Annotated in this window: 14 protein-coding genes; 7 read left to right on the plus strand and 7 right to left on the minus strand. The window is 63.5% G+C overall.

Annotated elements, in window-relative coordinates; genetic code table 11:
- Nucleotides 1–241: 241 nt before the first annotated feature.
- Entirely contained in the window at nt 242–1474 is a 1233-nt protein-coding gene (locus BLW25_RS14855) for an argininosuccinate synthase (RefSeq protein ID WP_092900363.1), read from the minus strand.
- A gap of 158 nt (nt 1475–1632) precedes the next feature.
- On the opposite strand from BLW25_RS14855, the gene ilvA reads away from it, so the two are divergent.
- Nucleotides 1633–2880: a threonine ammonia-lyase IlvA gene (gene ilvA, locus BLW25_RS14860; protein ID WP_092900364.1), complete on the plus strand. Its 1248-nt coding sequence runs from the start codon at nt 1633–1635 to the stop codon at nt 2878–2880.
- 63 nt (nt 2881–2943) lie between these two features.
- Here ilvA and BLW25_RS14865 read toward each other — a convergent pair whose 3' ends face one another.
- Nucleotides 2944–3546, minus strand: a complete 603-nt coding sequence (locus tag BLW25_RS14865) for an HD domain-containing protein (protein ID WP_092900365.1) — start codon at nt 3544–3546, stop codon at nt 2944–2946.
- A gap of 188 nt (nt 3547–3734) precedes the next feature.
- Between BLW25_RS14865 and ahcY the strand changes: the two genes are divergently transcribed.
- The 3 genes from ahcY to BLW25_RS14880 all read left to right on the plus strand — a co-directional run bounded on the left by ahcY (nt 3735) and on the right by BLW25_RS14880 (nt 6937).
- A complete protein-coding gene (gene ahcY / locus BLW25_RS14870) occupies nt 3735–5135 on the plus strand; it encodes an adenosylhomocysteinase (protein ID WP_092900366.1) in 1401 nt (466 codons plus the stop codon).
- Between the two features lie 147 nt (nt 5136–5282).
- On the plus strand, nt 5283–5624 hold the full coding sequence (locus tag BLW25_RS14875) for a DUF2853 family protein (protein WP_092900368.1): 342 nt from the start codon (nt 5283–5285) through the stop codon (nt 5622–5624).
- 110 nt (nt 5625–5734) lie between these two features.
- Nucleotides 5735–6937 carry an MFS transporter gene (locus BLW25_RS14880; RefSeq protein ID WP_092902149.1) on the plus strand — a complete coding sequence of 401 codons (1203 nt, stop codon included), beginning with the start codon at nt 5735–5737 and terminating at the stop codon, nt 6935–6937.
- Between the two features lie 167 nt (nt 6938–7104).
- On the opposite strand, the gene BLW25_RS14885 is transcribed toward BLW25_RS14880, so the two are convergent.
- The 4 genes from BLW25_RS14885 to tsaD are packed head-to-tail and all read right to left on the minus strand — an operon-like array spanning nt 7105 to nt 9829.
- Nucleotides 7105–7527, minus strand: coding sequence for an EVE domain-containing protein (locus BLW25_RS14885; RefSeq protein ID WP_092900370.1), 423 nt, complete (start codon nt 7525–7527; stop codon nt 7105–7107).
- Entirely contained in the window at nt 7524–7796 is a 273-nt protein-coding gene (locus BLW25_RS14890) for a YciI family protein (RefSeq protein ID WP_092900373.1), read from the minus strand. The genes BLW25_RS14885 and BLW25_RS14890 overlap by 4 nt, the downstream gene beginning before the upstream one ends.
- A gap of 3 nt (nt 7797–7799) precedes the next feature.
- Nucleotides 7800–8750, minus strand: coding sequence for an NAD(P)H-dependent glycerol-3-phosphate dehydrogenase (locus BLW25_RS14895; protein ID WP_092900375.1), 951 nt, complete (start codon nt 8748–8750; stop codon nt 7800–7802).
- Nucleotides 8747–9829, minus strand: coding sequence for a tRNA (adenosine(37)-N6)-threonylcarbamoyltransferase complex transferase subunit TsaD (tsaD, locus tag BLW25_RS14900; RefSeq protein ID WP_092902151.1), 1083 nt, complete (start codon nt 9827–9829; stop codon nt 8747–8749). The genes BLW25_RS14895 and tsaD overlap by 4 nt, the downstream gene beginning before the upstream one ends.
- Nucleotides 9830–9947: 118 nt before the next feature.
- Between tsaD and BLW25_RS14905 the strand changes: the two genes are divergently transcribed.
- The 3 genes from BLW25_RS14905 to BLW25_RS14915 all read left to right on the plus strand — a co-directional run bounded on the left by BLW25_RS14905 (nt 9948) and on the right by BLW25_RS14915 (nt 13428).
- Complete coding sequence (locus BLW25_RS14905; protein ID WP_171909570.1) at nt 9948–10670, plus strand: uroporphyrinogen-III synthase; 723 nt, start codon at nt 9948–9950, stop codon at nt 10668–10670.
- A 75-nt stretch (nt 10671–10745) separates the two neighbouring features.
- Nucleotides 10746–11888: a COG4223 family protein gene (locus BLW25_RS14910; protein ID WP_092900380.1), complete on the plus strand. Its 1143-nt coding sequence runs from the start codon at nt 10746–10748 to the stop codon at nt 11886–11888.
- A gap of 10 nt (nt 11889–11898) precedes the next feature.
- A complete protein-coding gene (locus tag BLW25_RS14915) occupies nt 11899–13428 on the plus strand; it encodes a heme biosynthesis protein HemY (protein ID WP_092900381.1) in 1530 nt (509 codons plus the stop codon).
- Nucleotides 13429–13462: 34 nt separating this feature from the next.
- Here the strand turns inward: BLW25_RS14915 and BLW25_RS14920 are convergent, their stop codons facing one another.
- Nucleotides 13463–14665, minus strand: coding sequence for a benzoate/H(+) symporter BenE family transporter (locus BLW25_RS14920; protein WP_092900384.1), 1203 nt, complete (start codon nt 14663–14665; stop codon nt 13463–13465).
- Between the last annotated feature and the right edge of the window lie 27 nt (nt 14666–14692).

A 14692-nucleotide genomic window follows, 5' to 3' on the forward strand; every position in this document is an offset into this window, starting at 1 on the left:
TCAGGTGGCGAAGGGGCAGGGCACCGGCCAGGGGATCAGCACCGGCGGCGTGACATTGCGCGAAAGTCATACTCATCTGCCGGCGCAATATGTTCAGAGGCAGCGGGTTATTCGCCGGGCGGCAGCAGATCTTGCGGGATTTGCGTCGGGCAAGCGCTGAGATCGGCCTCGTGCTGCATTTCGCGACCGAGGCGCTGAAGGCAGAGCGGGGCCTTTCCGGTCCCGCCCTGCAAGGGGTCTGTTAGCCCTTATTCGCCACGCGGGCGTTGCGGGTGGCGATCAGCCGCAGCCGCAATGCGTTCAGGCGGATAAAGCCTGCCGCATCTTTCTGATCATAGGCACCGGCATCTTCTTCAAAGGTGACATGCTTTTCGCTGTAAAGCGAATGGTCTGACCAGCGGGCGACGGTGCGCGCGACGCCTTTGTAAAGTTTCAGCTTCACGGTGCCCGAGACATATTCCTGGGTCTTGTCGATCAGGGCCTGCAGCGCCTCGCGTTCCGGCGAGAACCAGAAGCCATTGTAGATCAGCTCGGCATAGCGCGGCATGATCGAGTCCTTGAGGTGACCCGCGCCGCTGTCGAGCGTGATCTGCTCGATGCCGCGATGGGCTTCCAGCATGATGGTGCCGCCGGGGGTCTCGTAAACGCCGCGCGATTTCATGCCGACGAAACGGTTCTCGACGAAATCGAGCAAGCCGATGCCATGCTTGCCGCCCAGTTCGTTCAGTCGGGTCAACATGGTCGCGGGCGACAGCGCTTCGCCATTCAGCGCGACGGGATCGCCCTTTTCAAAGGTGATCTCGATGAATTCGGGTGTATTCGGCGCATCTTCCACGGCGACGATGCGCGAGGCGACATAGTCGGGTGCTTCAACTGCCGGGTCTTCCAGTACGGTGCCCTCGGACGAGGTGTGCAGCAGGTTGGCATCAACCGAGAAGGGCGCCTCGCCGCGCTTGTTTTTCGCAACCGGGATCTGGTTCGCCTCGGCGAATTCCAGAAGTTTGGTGCGGGACGAAAGATCCCATTCCCGCCAGGGCGCAATCACCTGGATCGACGGATCCAGCGCGGCCACGCCGAGTTCGAACCGGACCTGGTCATTGCCTTTGCCGGTCGCGCCATGTGCCACGGCATCTGCGCCGGTGGCCTGAGCGATCTCGACGAGGTGTTTTGCTATCAGCGGGCGGGCGATCGAGGTGCCAAGCAGATAGAGCCCCTCATAGACCGCATTGGCGCGGAACATCGGGAAGACGAAATCGCGCACGAATTCCTCGCGCAGGTCGAGGATGTGGATGTTTTCCTCTTTGATCCCCAGCAGCAGCGCTTTCTGGCGCGCCGGTTCCAGCTCTTCACCCTGGCCGAGATCGGCGGTAAAGGTCACCACCTCGCAGCCATATTCGGTTTGCAGCCATTTGAGGATGATCGAAGTGTCGAGGCCGCCCGAATAGGCAAGCACGACTTTGCTGGGCTTTTTCACGGGAAGTGCTCCATTGCCGGTTTCGCCCGCGATTAGCGGGAAACCACAGGAAGGGCAAGCGAGGCCGCGTCATCCGGGTGTCGCCGGGCCCTTGTGACACGGCTTTTCGGCGCGGGACGGATCTTGCGCAACATCGCGCCTTGAGGCATGGCTCTGCCATGACCGATTTTGTCCAAGCCGCAAGAGCCGCCGCGCGTGAGTTGCGCCAGCTGTTCCCCGAAACGCCGCTTCAGCGCAACGAGCATCTCTCGTCGCGTTATGAGGCCGATATCTGGCTGAAACGCGAAGATCTGACGCCGGTGCGCAGCTATAAGCTGCGGGGCGCCTTCAATGCGATGCGCAAGATGCGGGTGGCGGCGCCGGATCAGATGAATTTCGTCTGTGCCAGCGCGGGCAATCATGCCCAGGGCATGGCCTTTGCCTGCCGGCATTTCGGGGTGAATGGTATCATCTTCATGCCGGTGACGACGCCGCAACAAAAGATCGACAAGACCCGGATCTTTGGCGGGCCGAATGTCGAGATCGTGCTGACCGGCGACTATTTCGATCAGACGCTCGCGGCGGCGCAGGCCTTTTGCCTTGAACGCGGCGCGCATTTCCTCGCGCCTTTCGACGATCCGGATGTGATCGAGGGCCAGGCCAGTGTCGGTGTCGAGATGCTGGAACAGCTGGGCCGGATGCCTGATCTTGTGGTTGTGCCGGTTGGCGGCGGCGGGCTGGCCGCAGGGGTGACGACCTATCTGCATGCCGTCTCGCCGCAGACCGATTTCCGCTATGTCGAGCCCATGGGCGGCGCCTGCCTGGCCGAGGCGGTGCGCCTTGGCGGGCCGCAAAAGCTGGCAAAGGTGAACAGTTTTGTCGACGGAGCGGCGGTGGCGAGATTGGGGCAGATGACCTGGGACCGGCTGAAACATGTCAGGCCCGATCAGGTGCTGCTGGCGCCCGAAGACCGGGTCTGCATCACCATGCTCGAGATGCTGAATGTCGAGGGGATTGTTCTGGAACCCGCCGGCGCGCTGTCGATCGATGTGCTGCCGGAACTTGCCGGTCAGATCCGTGGCAAGACGGTGGTCTGTGTCACTTCGGGCAGCAATTTCGATTTCGAACGGCTGCCGGAGGTCAAGGAACGCGCGCAGCGCTATGCCGGGCTGAAGAAGTATTTCATCCTGAGAATGCCGCAGCGCCCCGGTGCCCTGCGCGAGTTTCTGTCGATGCTGGGTCCTGACGATGACGTGACCCGGTTTGAATATATGAAGAAATCGGCGCGGAACTTCGGTTCGATCCTGATCGGGATCGAAACCAAAGTGCATGGCGATTTCGATGCGTTCACGGCCCGTATGGATGCGGCCGGCTTTGCCTATCGCGATATCACCGATGATGAGGCACTGGCCGAGTTTCTGATCTGACGGTCTCTTTCATCCTCGTGACCCTGAAATCCGGCAAGGCCGAGGGTGCCAGCGGGTCTGATCTCACTGGCCTGTCAGGGTCATAAGCGCTTCATGGCGGCTGACGAAATCACGCCGAACTTCGGCGGGCGGGCGCAGGACGATTTCAAGGCCGCGCGCCAGCGCCGGATCGGGGCGGCCGAAGAACCGGTTGGCCTCAGCCTCGGAAAAGCCCGCGATCTGCACCGCCTCCAGCCAGGCCGAGACATTATCGGCCAGCTTGATCTGTTTCTTGATCGCCGCCGGCAGCATTGAAGGCAGGCCGAATTTCAGATGGACCGCCGCTGTCAGCCTTGTGTCGAGCTCGCCATAACCTGGCCCGACGGCCGCTTTCACCGGGCTGATCATGTCACCGATCACATATTCGGGCGCGTCATGCAGCAGCGCCGCCAGCTGCCAGCGCGGCGCGATGCCGGGATTGGCGCGCGAAAAGATCGCCTCGACCAGCAGCGAATGTTCGGCGACCGAATAGGGCCAGTCGCCGCGCGTCTGCCCGTTCCAGCGCGCCACAAAGGCAAGGCCATGGGCGATATCGGCAATCTCGATATCCATCGGTGTGGGGTCCAGCAGGTCCAGCCGGCGCCCCGAGAGCATTCTTTGCCAGGCACGCGCCTGTTTCGCTGCCATTCACGGCCTCCCGCCCGGGCGCAGCCCGGAATTCTGTCGGGGCACAGCGGAAACCGATCCGGAAACGGTCCCTGGATCGGGCATTCCGGCTGGTCCCGGGCCGTGCCGGAACCATCTTATTGCCCGTTTCCATTGCCGATGGTAAGGGGGCGCCGAGAAGGTTCAGCGGTCAGGTTCAGGAGAGAAGTATGGCAACGGATTATATCGTCAAGGATATCGGCCTCGCGGATTTCGGCCGCAAGGAACTGGTTATCGCAGAGACAGAAATGCCGGGCCTGATGTCCTGCCGTGAGGAATTCGGCCCGTCGCAGCCGCTGAAAGGCGCGCGGATCGCAGGCTCTCTCCACATGACGATCCAGACCGGCGTGCTGATCGAGACGCTGAAAGCGCTCGGTGCCGATGTCCGCTGGGCGTCTTGCAATATCTTCTCGACCCAGGATCATGCGGCTGCCGCGATTGCTGCCTCGGGCACCCCGGTCTTCGCGATCAAGGGCGAAAACCTTGAAGAATACTGGGAATATACCGACAAGATCTTCCAGTTCGGTGGCGAGGGCGGCACCTGCAACATGATCCTCGACGATGGCGGTGACGCCACGCTCTATATCCTGATCGGCGCCCGCGTTGAGGCAGGTGAGACGGATCTGATCGAGAATCCAGGCTCGGAAGAGGAAATCTGCCTCTTCAACCAGATCAAAAAGCGGCTTGCTGCGACCCCCGGCTGGTTCACCAAACAACGCGCCGAGATCAAGGGCGTGTCCGAGGAAACCACCACCGGCGTGCATCGTCTGTACGAGCTGCACAAAAAGGGCCAGCTGCCCTTCCCGGCGATCAACGTCAATGACTCGGTCACCAAGTCGAAATTCGACAATAAATATGGCTGCAAGGAATCGCTGGTCGACGGTATCCGCCGCGCCACCGACACCATGCTGGCCGGCAAAGTTGCGGTTGTCTGCGGCTATGGCGATGTGGGCAAAGGCTCGGCGGCTTCGCTGCTTGGCGCTGGTGCCCGGGTGAAAGTCACCGAAGTCGACCCGATCTGCGCGCTGCAAGCGGCTATGGACGGGTTCGAGGTCTGCACGCTGGAAGACGCCGTCGCCACTGCCGATGTCTTCATCACCACCACCGGCAATAAGGACGTGATCCGCATCGAGCATATGCATGCGATGAAGGACATGGCCATCGTCGGCAATATCGGCCATTTCGACAATGAAATTCAGGTCGCGAACCTGAAAAACCACAAATGGACCAATATCAAGGACCAGGTGGACATGATCGAGATGCCCTCGGGCGCCCGGATCATCCTCCTGTCGGAAGGCCGTCTGCTGAACCTCGGCAATGCGACCGGTCACCCGTCCTTCGTGATGTCAGCCTCTTTCACCAACCAGACGCTGGCTCAGATCGAGCTGTGGACCAAGGGCGAAGAGTATCAGCCCGGCGTCTATATCCTGCCGAAAGCGCTGGATGAGAAAGTGGCCCGTCTGCATCTCAAGAAAATCGGCGTTAAACTGACCGAGCTGAAAGCCGATCAGGCCGCCTATATCGGCGTGAATGTCGACGGACCCTACAAGGCCGAACACTACCGCTACTGATCGCTCACGCCTTTCGGCATATGCGCGCGCCCCGTCTCTTCTGAGGCGGGGCGCCATTTTTTCCCATTGCCGTTTGAGGCTGACCGCATAAACTCTGCCGCGACCCCGTATTGTGGGGGGGTTTCTGGGAAAATAGCGAGGACAGCTATGGGCAAGCGGGACGAACTGATCGCCAAATATGCCGACGATCTGAAGAACAAATGCGGCGTGACGCCGGATCTGGACCTTCTTACCAAGGTCACAATCGGCTGTGGTCCGACGATCTATAACGCGGATTCCTCGACCGTCGCGGCCTCGGATCCGGAAGAGCTGGCCCGGGTGAAAGCCAGTTTCCTGATCAAGAAGCTGGGCCTTGCCGACAGCGCGGCGCTGGATGAAGGCATCAATGCCGCGATTGAGACCTATGGTAAATCCGAGCGCAACAAATACCGCGCCGTGTTCTATTATCTGCTTGTTAAACATTTCGGAAAAGACGGCGCTTACGCCTGATCACGCCGGTCCGGATCCGCTCCGGATTGTAACCGGATCAATCCGACAGATTGTCATTCTCTTAAAGCCGCGTCATGGTGACGCGGCTTTCTGTTTTCGCGCAGGTCGTCATGTCCACCAATGTCCAAAGCAGCACAACCGTGGAAACCACGGTGGTTCCGATCGTGCTCGCCGTCTCTATGGGTCATCTTCTCAATGACCTGATGCAAAGCCTTATCCCGGCTTCCTTCCCGTTATTCGAGGAGAAATTCTCGCTGAGCTTTACCCAGATTGGGCTGATTACCCTTGTTTTTCAGGGGATTGGTTCGATCTTGCAACCGCTGGTCGGTTATTACACGGACCGGCGTCCGATGCCCTATGCGCTGTCGCTCGGGATGCTGTCGACCGGGGTCGGGCTGATCGCGCTGGCCCATGCCACAAGTTTCGCGATGATCCTCTGGTCGGTCGCGCTGGTCGGGCTGGGCTCGGCGATCTTCCATCCCGAGAGTTCGCGCATCGCGCGGCTGGCGGCAGGGATGCGGCCGGGCTTTGCGCAAAGCCTGTTCCAGGTCGGCGGCAATGCCGGCACCGCGCTTGGCCCGCTGGCAGCGGCCTTTGTCGTCATGGCCCAGGGTCAGCTTTCGATCCAGCTTTTCGCCGGGGTCGCGCTCGCGGGGATGCTGCTGCTGGCGGCGGTCGGGCGCTGGTATACCCAGGTGGGCGCCGGCCGGCTGGTTGCGCGCAAGACGCGGCTGAAGACCGTGGTGCCGCTGCCGCCCGAGGTCGTGCGTCGGGGCATGTTCCTGCTGATCCTGCTGATGATGTCGAAATTCATCTATTCGGTCAGTTTCTCCAGCTACTACACCTTCTACCTGATGAAGCAGTTTGCCATTCCGGCCGAACAGGCGCAGGTCTGCCTCTTCATCTTCCTCTCTGCTGTGGCGGCAGGGACGATCATCGGCGGTCCGATCGGCGATAAGATCGGACGGCGGAAGGTGATTCTCTGGTCGATCTTCGGCATTCTGCCGCTGACCATCGTATTGCCCTGGCTGCCGCTGATCCCGAATGTGATCGTGGCCTCTGTGGCGGGGCTGATGCTGGCCTCGGCCTTCCCGGCAATGGTGGTCTATGCCCAGGATCTGATGCCGCAAAATACCGGCATGGTCGCCGGTCTTCTGTTCGGCCTGGCCTTTGGCATCGCGGCCATCGGGGCGGCGGCGCTTGGCGTGCTGGCGGATGAATATGGCATCATCACCGTCTACAAGATCTGCGCCTTCCTGCCTTTGATCGGCGTTGTCGCGATCTTCCTGCCCAATCCGCGCGTTACACACTGAACCCGTTGGATTTGCGATAAATGAAGGGCGCTTCGGATTTGTCCGAAGCGCCCTTTTCTGTCACTGTAACCCTGTCGGCGGCAGAAGCCCGGGACCTTTATCTCAACACGTGCGGGGTGCATGTGGGGTGGAAGGAGGGTCCTGCAGGGGTGCGGGGCCCTCCGAATTTAATACGGCTCAACCCCACCCATAAGACAGATGATTTCCCATTCCGCAGGGCTGACAGGCTGAACTGAAAGCCGCGTATTGTTCACCAGAACCATCTGTTCCAGGCCCGGGGTCACCTTGGCCTCATCCAGCGTGATATGCCGCGTCAGCGGTTTAATCGCCCTGATCCAGACGCAGTCCCAGCGGGGATCCTCGGTGGTGCTGTCGGGGGCGCTTTCGCGGCAGACCTCGACAATGCCGACCACTTCCTTGCCGATATTCGAATGGTAGAAAAAGCCGCGATCGCCGATCTTCATCGCCCGCATATTGTTGCGCGCCTGGTAGTTCCGCACGCCGTTCCATTCCTCGCCCACGTCACCTTTGGCAACCTGGGCATCCCAGGACCAGGTGTCGGGTTCGGATTTGAAAAGCCAGTAATTCATCCGATCACCTTTTTCCATTCGCGGATGGTGACATCCTGGAACAATCCGGCCTGGGCGTAAGGGTCTGCCGCGGCCCAGGCGCGGGCCTGGTCAAGGCTGTCAACGGTCAGGATCACCAGGCTTCCGATCATCGCGCCATCGCTGTCCAGAAACGGGCCGGCCATTTCTACGATCCCGGTCCCGGCAATATAGGCCAGATGGGCATCACGATTGGCCTTGCGGGTCTCGAGATGGCCCGGCTTATCGATGCAGATGAGGGCTGCGCGCATGTCTCACTCCTGTTTCAGCGGGCGCGACATCAGGTCCCTGACCGCTTCTCCCAGATTGATTTCGCCTGCGACCAGCCGGGCGACCATGGCGGTCACCGGCATGTCGATCTTCTTTTCACCTGCGAGCCGCGTTGCCGCCTGGGCGGTCGCGACCCCCTCGACCGTGGCCTTTACCGCGTCGCGGCCCTGTCCAAGTGCCAGCCCATGCGAGAAATTCCGCGACTGTTCCGAGGTGCAGGTCAGGATCAGATCGCCCAGACCCGAGAGGCCTGCCAGAGTTTCGGCGCGCGCGCCAAGAGCGACCGCGAGCCGGCTCATCTCGGCATAGCCCCGGGTGATCAGCGCGGCACGGGCGGAATCGCCAAAACCCGCGCCGATCACAACGCCGGCGGCAATCGCGATTACGTTTTTCAGCGCGCCGCCCAGTTGTGCGCCGGTCACATCATCGCTGCGATAAAGCCGCAGCGTCTGGGTCGACAGCAGATGTTGCAAAGCCTCGGCGCGGGGGCAATCACTGGCGAGCGTCAGCGCCGTTGGCAGGCCCCGCGCGATGTCGGCGGCAAAGCTCGGGCCGGTCAGCACGGCTTTCGCCCCGCTAGCCCCCGCCGCCGCCATCACTTCGGCCGGGCCTTGCAGCGTGGTCAGGTCAATGCCCTTGGAACAGGCGACGAGGTCGGTGTTCAGAAGTTCCGGGGCCTCGGCAAGGAAACCGCGCATCGCCTGCATCGGCATGGCCAGAAGAACCGCCTCGCATTCTGCCAGATCCGCCAGCGTGTCACGGATCGAGATCCGTTCCGGCAGCGAGATGCCCGGCAGTTTGTCCGCCTCGCGCTGGCTGCGCATCCGGTCGCGTGCCGCGGTATCGCGGGCCCAGAGCCGCACTTCGCGCCCGTCTTTGGCCAGTGTGACCGCAAGGGCCGCTCCGAAGGCCCCGGCACCTGCGATCCCGATCATGCCTTCGCCCCCCGTTTCCCTGACCCCAGCATCGGCGCGGCGCTTTCATCCAGCGGCCAGCGCGAGCGGGCGATGAGGGCCGAGCTGTCTTGCGCATCAGAAAGAAAACGCTCGATCCCGGCCCAGGCGATCATCGCGCCATTATCGGTACAAAGCCGCAAGGGGGGGGCCAGGAAATCTGCGCCGGCGGCATCACAAACAGTCTCTAACCTTGCCCGAATGGCCTGATTTGCTGCGACACCGCCCGCCACTGCCAGCACGGGCGCGGGAAAAAGCTCCAGCGCACGCCGGGTCTTTTCGGCCAGAACCGAGGCCACAGCCTCCTGAAACCCGGCGCAAAGATCTCGGCGGTCTTGCAGCATCAGCCCGCCTTTCTCTGCGATGATCGCATCGCGCGCCCGCAGCACGGCGGTTTTCAGCCCCGAGAACGACAGATCGCAGCCCGGCCGATCCAGCAGCGGGCGCGGAAAGCGGAACCGTTTCGCATCGCCGAGGGCGGCCTCGCGTTCAACATGCGGCCCGCCAGGTTGTGGCAGGCCGAGGAGTTTCGCGATCTTGTCAAAAGCTTCGCCCGGCGCATCATCGATGGTCGACCCGAGGCGGCGGAAGTTTTCCGGCCCTTCGACAGCAAGAAACTGGCAATGCCCGCCCGAGACGAGCAGCATGAGATAGGGATAAGCGATGCCATCGGTCAGGCGCGGCGTCAGCGCATGGCCGGCGAGGTGGTTCACCGCGACCAGAGGCAGGCCGGTTGCCGCAGCGAGACCTTTTGCCAGCATCAGCCCGGACAAAAGCCCGCCGATCAGGCCCGGGCCCGCCGTGACCGCGATTCCATCAAGGTCACGCAGCCCGAGGCCCGCCTCGCGCAAGGCGGCCTCGACCGCATAGTCCAGCCGTTCGGCATGGGCACGGGCGGCGATTTCAGGCACCACGCCGCCAAAGGGCGCATGCAATGTCGCCTGACCCTCGACCACGGAAGACAGGATTTCGGCCTCGCCTGTGGCATGGCGACGCACGACCGCGGCCGCCGTATCATCGCAGCTTGATTCAATCCCGAGAAAGATCGTCGTTTCCGTCATGGCGCCTGGCATTCCCGGGCGGCGCGGCTTGTGGCGCGACCCTTCCTGCAGGTAGCATCCGCCCCGGCATCAGACAATGCCGGAAGACAATCCAGCCAGCGCGGAGAGGCCCCGGCGCATGCCGTCCCAGATCATCCTCAACACCCGACCGGAACCTCAGGCCAGCCGCTTCACCGCCGAACTTGTGGCCAGCTTCGGGGATCGGGCGCTTGTGGTCGCCTCGCCTCTGATGCTGCCGGAGTTTGTTGCGCCGGCCTTTCCGGATGGGGATTTCCAGGCGCTGGTCCTGACATCAGAGGCTGGCGCGCTTGCGGCTATACGTTTGCAGGCAGAGGGTGCGCAGTTGCCGCCCTGTGCCATCTGCGTCGGGGATCGCACGGCGGAAGTGGCAAAAAACGCAGGCTTAGAGACTGTTTCGGCGAGTGGAGATGCCGGGGATCTTGTCCGGCTGATCATCTCGCGGCAGGAGGACCGGCTGTTATACCTGCATGGCGAGGACCGGGCGGCAGATCTTGGGGCGGCCCTTATGCCTTTCGGGCGCAGGGTCACATCACTGGTGGTCTACCGTCAGCGCGCCTGTCCTCTGACCGCCCGCGCGCGGGCCGCGATTGCGTCGGGCGAGCCTCTGATCCTGCCGCTGTTTTCGCCGCGTTCGGCGCGGCTTTTTCTTGAGGCGGCTGAAGGGCTGCCTTTGTCGCATCTGCAGCCGGTGGTCATCAGCGAGAATGCGCGGGTGATTCTGCCAGAGGCGCTGGCCGATCTGGCGCTGGTCGCGGCGCGGCCGGACGGGCCGTCGATGCTTGCGGCGATTGCCCGCTGCTTTCCGCCGCTTGCAGGCTGACGGCGGGTTGAACAGAGGGGGCCCTGGGGCTTACCTTGCAGGCATATCGGAATGCGTCTGACGGAGTGACCCTGAATGGCAGTGGAAGAAGATCCGGCTCGGGTGACGGGCGAAGCCACCGCAGCCATTTCGCCAGATGCGAAGGAGGCGGCACCGGCGGAAGCTGTGTCTGCCGTTGAACCCGCCGCGGAATCTGCGCCCGTTGATAATGCGACTACGGGCATTCATCGCGCGCCGCCGCCACGCAGGGGCGGCTTTGTTGCGCCTTTTCTGGGTGGCGTTGTCGCTGCGGCCCTGGGGTTTGGCCTGTCGCATTTCAACGTATTTGGCCTGAGGGCCGATCTCGATGCCGAAGGGATCAGGGCCGAGATTGCACAGCTCGGGGCGCGGCTGACCGAAGAGGGGCAGACCGCTGCGGGCGCGAGCAAGGGGGCAAGCGATGCGGCGGCGGCAGCCGACAGCGCGGCCCGGGCGGTTGGCGAACAGGTTTCCGCGCTGGCCGGGCGGATTGACGGGCTTGACGCGCAGGTGCGGGCTCAGGCCGAAGCTCTGCCGGACGGGACCATCCCGCCTGCGGCCTTTGCGGCGCTGAAAGCCGAGGTTGATACGCTGAAAAATGCGCCTGTCAGTCAGCCCGGTAGTCAGATCGATGCCGATGCCCTGCGTCAGCAGATCACCGCCGAACTGGATGCCCGCGCCGGCGAGGTCGCGGCCGAGGCCGAGCGCGCGGCAGAGGCCACGCGCCAGGCTGCGTTGCGGGATGCGGCCTGGATCACGCTGAATGAGGCGGTCAAAAACGGCCAGCCCTATGCCGACGCGCTGACCGCGCTTGGCGTGACAGCGGTGCCCGAGGCGCTTGGCGCCCATGCGGCGGAGGGTCTGCCTGGCGTGCAACAGCTTGCCGCGAGCTTCCCCGATGCGGCGCGCGAAGCGCTGGATATTTCGCTGCGTTCCGATGAGGCGGGCGGTTTTGGCGACCGTGCGCTTTCATTGCTGCGCGTCACCACCGGCCAGCGTTCGCTGACGCCGCAGGCGGGAACCGATCCCGATGCGGTGCTGTCGCGCGCCGAAGCGGCGGTTATCGCCGGGGATCTGCCTGCCGCGCTGACCGAATTGAAGGGTCTTCCCCCCGAGGGGCAGGTCGCGATGGAGCCTTGGGTTTTGCAGGCCCAGGCGCGCATTGATGCCGAAGCGGCGCTTGCCGCGCTGAAGCCGTAAGGAGGGCATCATGCTCTGGTCGCTGGTCAAAATTGCGGTGTTCCTTGGTCTGGTAACCCTGCTGGCGGTGATCGCCGGTGGCATGTCCGAACAAGGCGGGACGGTGCGGCTCTGGGCTTTTGACCAGGAGTTCACGCTGAACCCGCTCGCGGCGCTGGTTGTGCTCTTGCTGGCGGTGGTGCTGGTCTGGCTCGGGCTGAAACTGGTCGGGCTATTGTTCGCGGTGCTGCGGTTTCTCAACGGCGACGAGACCGCGATCAGCCGCTATTTCGACCGCAACCGCGAGCGCCGTGGCTATGCCGCGCTCTCGGACGGGTTGATTGCGCTGGCCTCGGGCGAGCCGAATACTGCGCTGGCCCGTGCGCGTACTGCCGAGCGTCTGCTGCAAAAGCCGGAACTCACGCGGCTTCTGACCGCGCAGGCTGCCGAGGCTGCCGGGGATGGCCGCGCTGCGACCGAGGCCTGGAAGGCGCTTCTGGCGGATGAACAGACGCGCTTTGTCGCGGTGCGTGGGCTGATGCGGCAGAAGCTGGCATCAGGCGATACCGCAACCGCGCTGAAACTTGCGGAACAGGCGCTGGCCCTGAAGCCGAAACATTCCGAGACCCAGGACGTTTTGCTGAAACTTCAGGCCGAAGGGGGCGACTGGGCCGGGGCGCGCGGCACCTTGTCGCAAAAGCTGCGTTCGGGGGAATTGCCGCGCTCGGTCTATCGGCGCCGGGATGCGCTGCTGGCGCTGCAAGAGGCGAAAACGGTGCTGGATGAGGGCTCGACGATCGAGGCGCGTGAAGCGGCGATCGAGGCCAACAAGCTCTCGCCCGACCTGATCCCGGCGGCGGTGATCGCGGCGCGGGCGCTGGTGGCGAAGGGCGATACCAAAAGCGCGACCCGGGTGCTGAAAAAGGCCTGGGAGGCGCAGCCGCATCCCGATCTGGCGGCGGCTTTCGCGGCGATTGAACCGTCCGAGACGGCGGAGCAGCGTCTGAAGCGTTTCCGTGCATTGCTGGCATCGCGCCCCGATCACGAGGAAAGCCGGCTGACCGAGGCCGAACTTCTGCTCGGGGCCGAGGATTTCCGCGGCGCGAAAGCGGCACTTGCGACCATCCCGGCGGATCACCCGACGCAGCGCTCGCTTGCGATCCTGGCGGCGGCAGAACGCGGCATGGGGGCCCCGGATGAAGAGGTGCGCGCAGTGCTTGCCCGCGCCCTTGCTGCGTCGCGCGGGCCGGAATGGGTTTGCGACAAATGCGGCACGGTTCATGCGCAATGGGTGCCGATCTGTGCGTCGTGCAGCGGTTTCGACACCCTGTCCTGGCGCGAACCCGATGGCATCCAGGGCAGCCGCCCTGCGACCAGTGCCGGCCTCGCGCCGCTTTTATTCGCGGCGACACGTCCGGCGCCGGTGCCGGAATTGGTCAGTCTGCCGGACCCCGAAGAGGCCGAGGTGATCGAGACCAGCGCGCCTGTGCTGCCCGACAAGGCCGAAGAGGTGCCGGATCAGGCGATCACGCCGGATGAAATCCTGCGCCGGGTGACCTGAGGGGCGGTTGCGCCCCGGAAGGCGGGTTGTGAGATCAGCCGGGCTTTCGGTCCCGCCTCGTCAGCACCGCCCAGGCGATCAGCCCGATCACCAGGCCCCAGAACGAGCCGCCAATCCCCAGCATCCGGATATTTGCGGCCGAGGCGAGAAAGGTGATCAGCGCCGCCTCGCGGAGCCTCGGCTCTGCCATCGCGGTGGCAAGGCTGCTGCCGATGGTGCCTAGGAGGGCGAGCCCCGCGAGTGTGCTGATGAAACCGGCCGGAAGGGCCATGAACACCCCCACCAGCGCCAGGCCGAAAACGCCTGTCAGCGTGTAGAACAGCCCCGCCGCGATGCCGCCGATCCAGCGCTTTGACGGGTCTTCATGCGCTTCGGGTCCGGTCACGATGGCCGCCGTGATTGCCGCGACATTGAAGGCATGCGAGCCGAAGGGCGCCATCACCAGCGAGCCAAGGCCGGTAACCGTTACAATCGGGTTGGCACTTGTCGTATAGCCATCATTTCTGAGCACGAGCATCCCTGGCATATATTGCCCGGTCAGCGTGATCAGGAACAAAGGTAATGCGACACTGAGCGCTGCGTTCAGGGTGAAGACGGGCGCGGTGAAAAGCGGCATGGCCGGCTCGAATTGCAGGCCGGAGAACCCGACCTCGCCGCGCAGCAACAGCCAGGCGAGGCCGATGGCGAGGATCCCCACAATCGCATAGCGCGCGGTAAAGCGTCTGAGGATCAGATAGCTGCCGACCAGCACGCCAACCAGGGCCGGGTCGACGCTGGCGCCTCCGAAAGCATCGATCCCGAATTGCAGCAGGATCCCGGCCAGCAGGGCGGCGGCGATGGCAGGGGGGATCAGGCGGATCAGGCGGTCGAAACAACCCGAGACGCCCAGAATAACGAAACCCAGGGCCGAGAGCATATAGGCGCCGATGGCCTCGGGATAGCTGACGCTCGCAAGTGCTGTGACGAGGAAGGCGGCCCCGGGTGTTGACCAGGCGGTTATGACGGGGGCGCGGCAGCGCCAGCTGAGGAACAGGCCGGTCAGGCCCACCCCCACAGAAACCGACCAAACCCATGAGGCGGTCTGTGCGAGGTCGAGCCCGGCCATGCGCGCCGCCTGGAACACCAGGATGAAAGTGCCGCCGTAATTGACGATGACCGAGATCAGCCCGGCGGTGACCGGATGCAGAAGATCCCGGGCGCCGATTTTGGCTGTGGGGGCAGAGATGGGCGCAGACATGGGGGATTCCGGATTGCGATCAGTGGC

Origin of the sequence: Rhodobacter sp. 24-YEA-8, from assembly GCF_900105075.1 — a bacterium.
GTDB lineage: Bacteria > Pseudomonadota > Alphaproteobacteria > Rhodobacterales > Rhodobacteraceae > Pseudogemmobacter.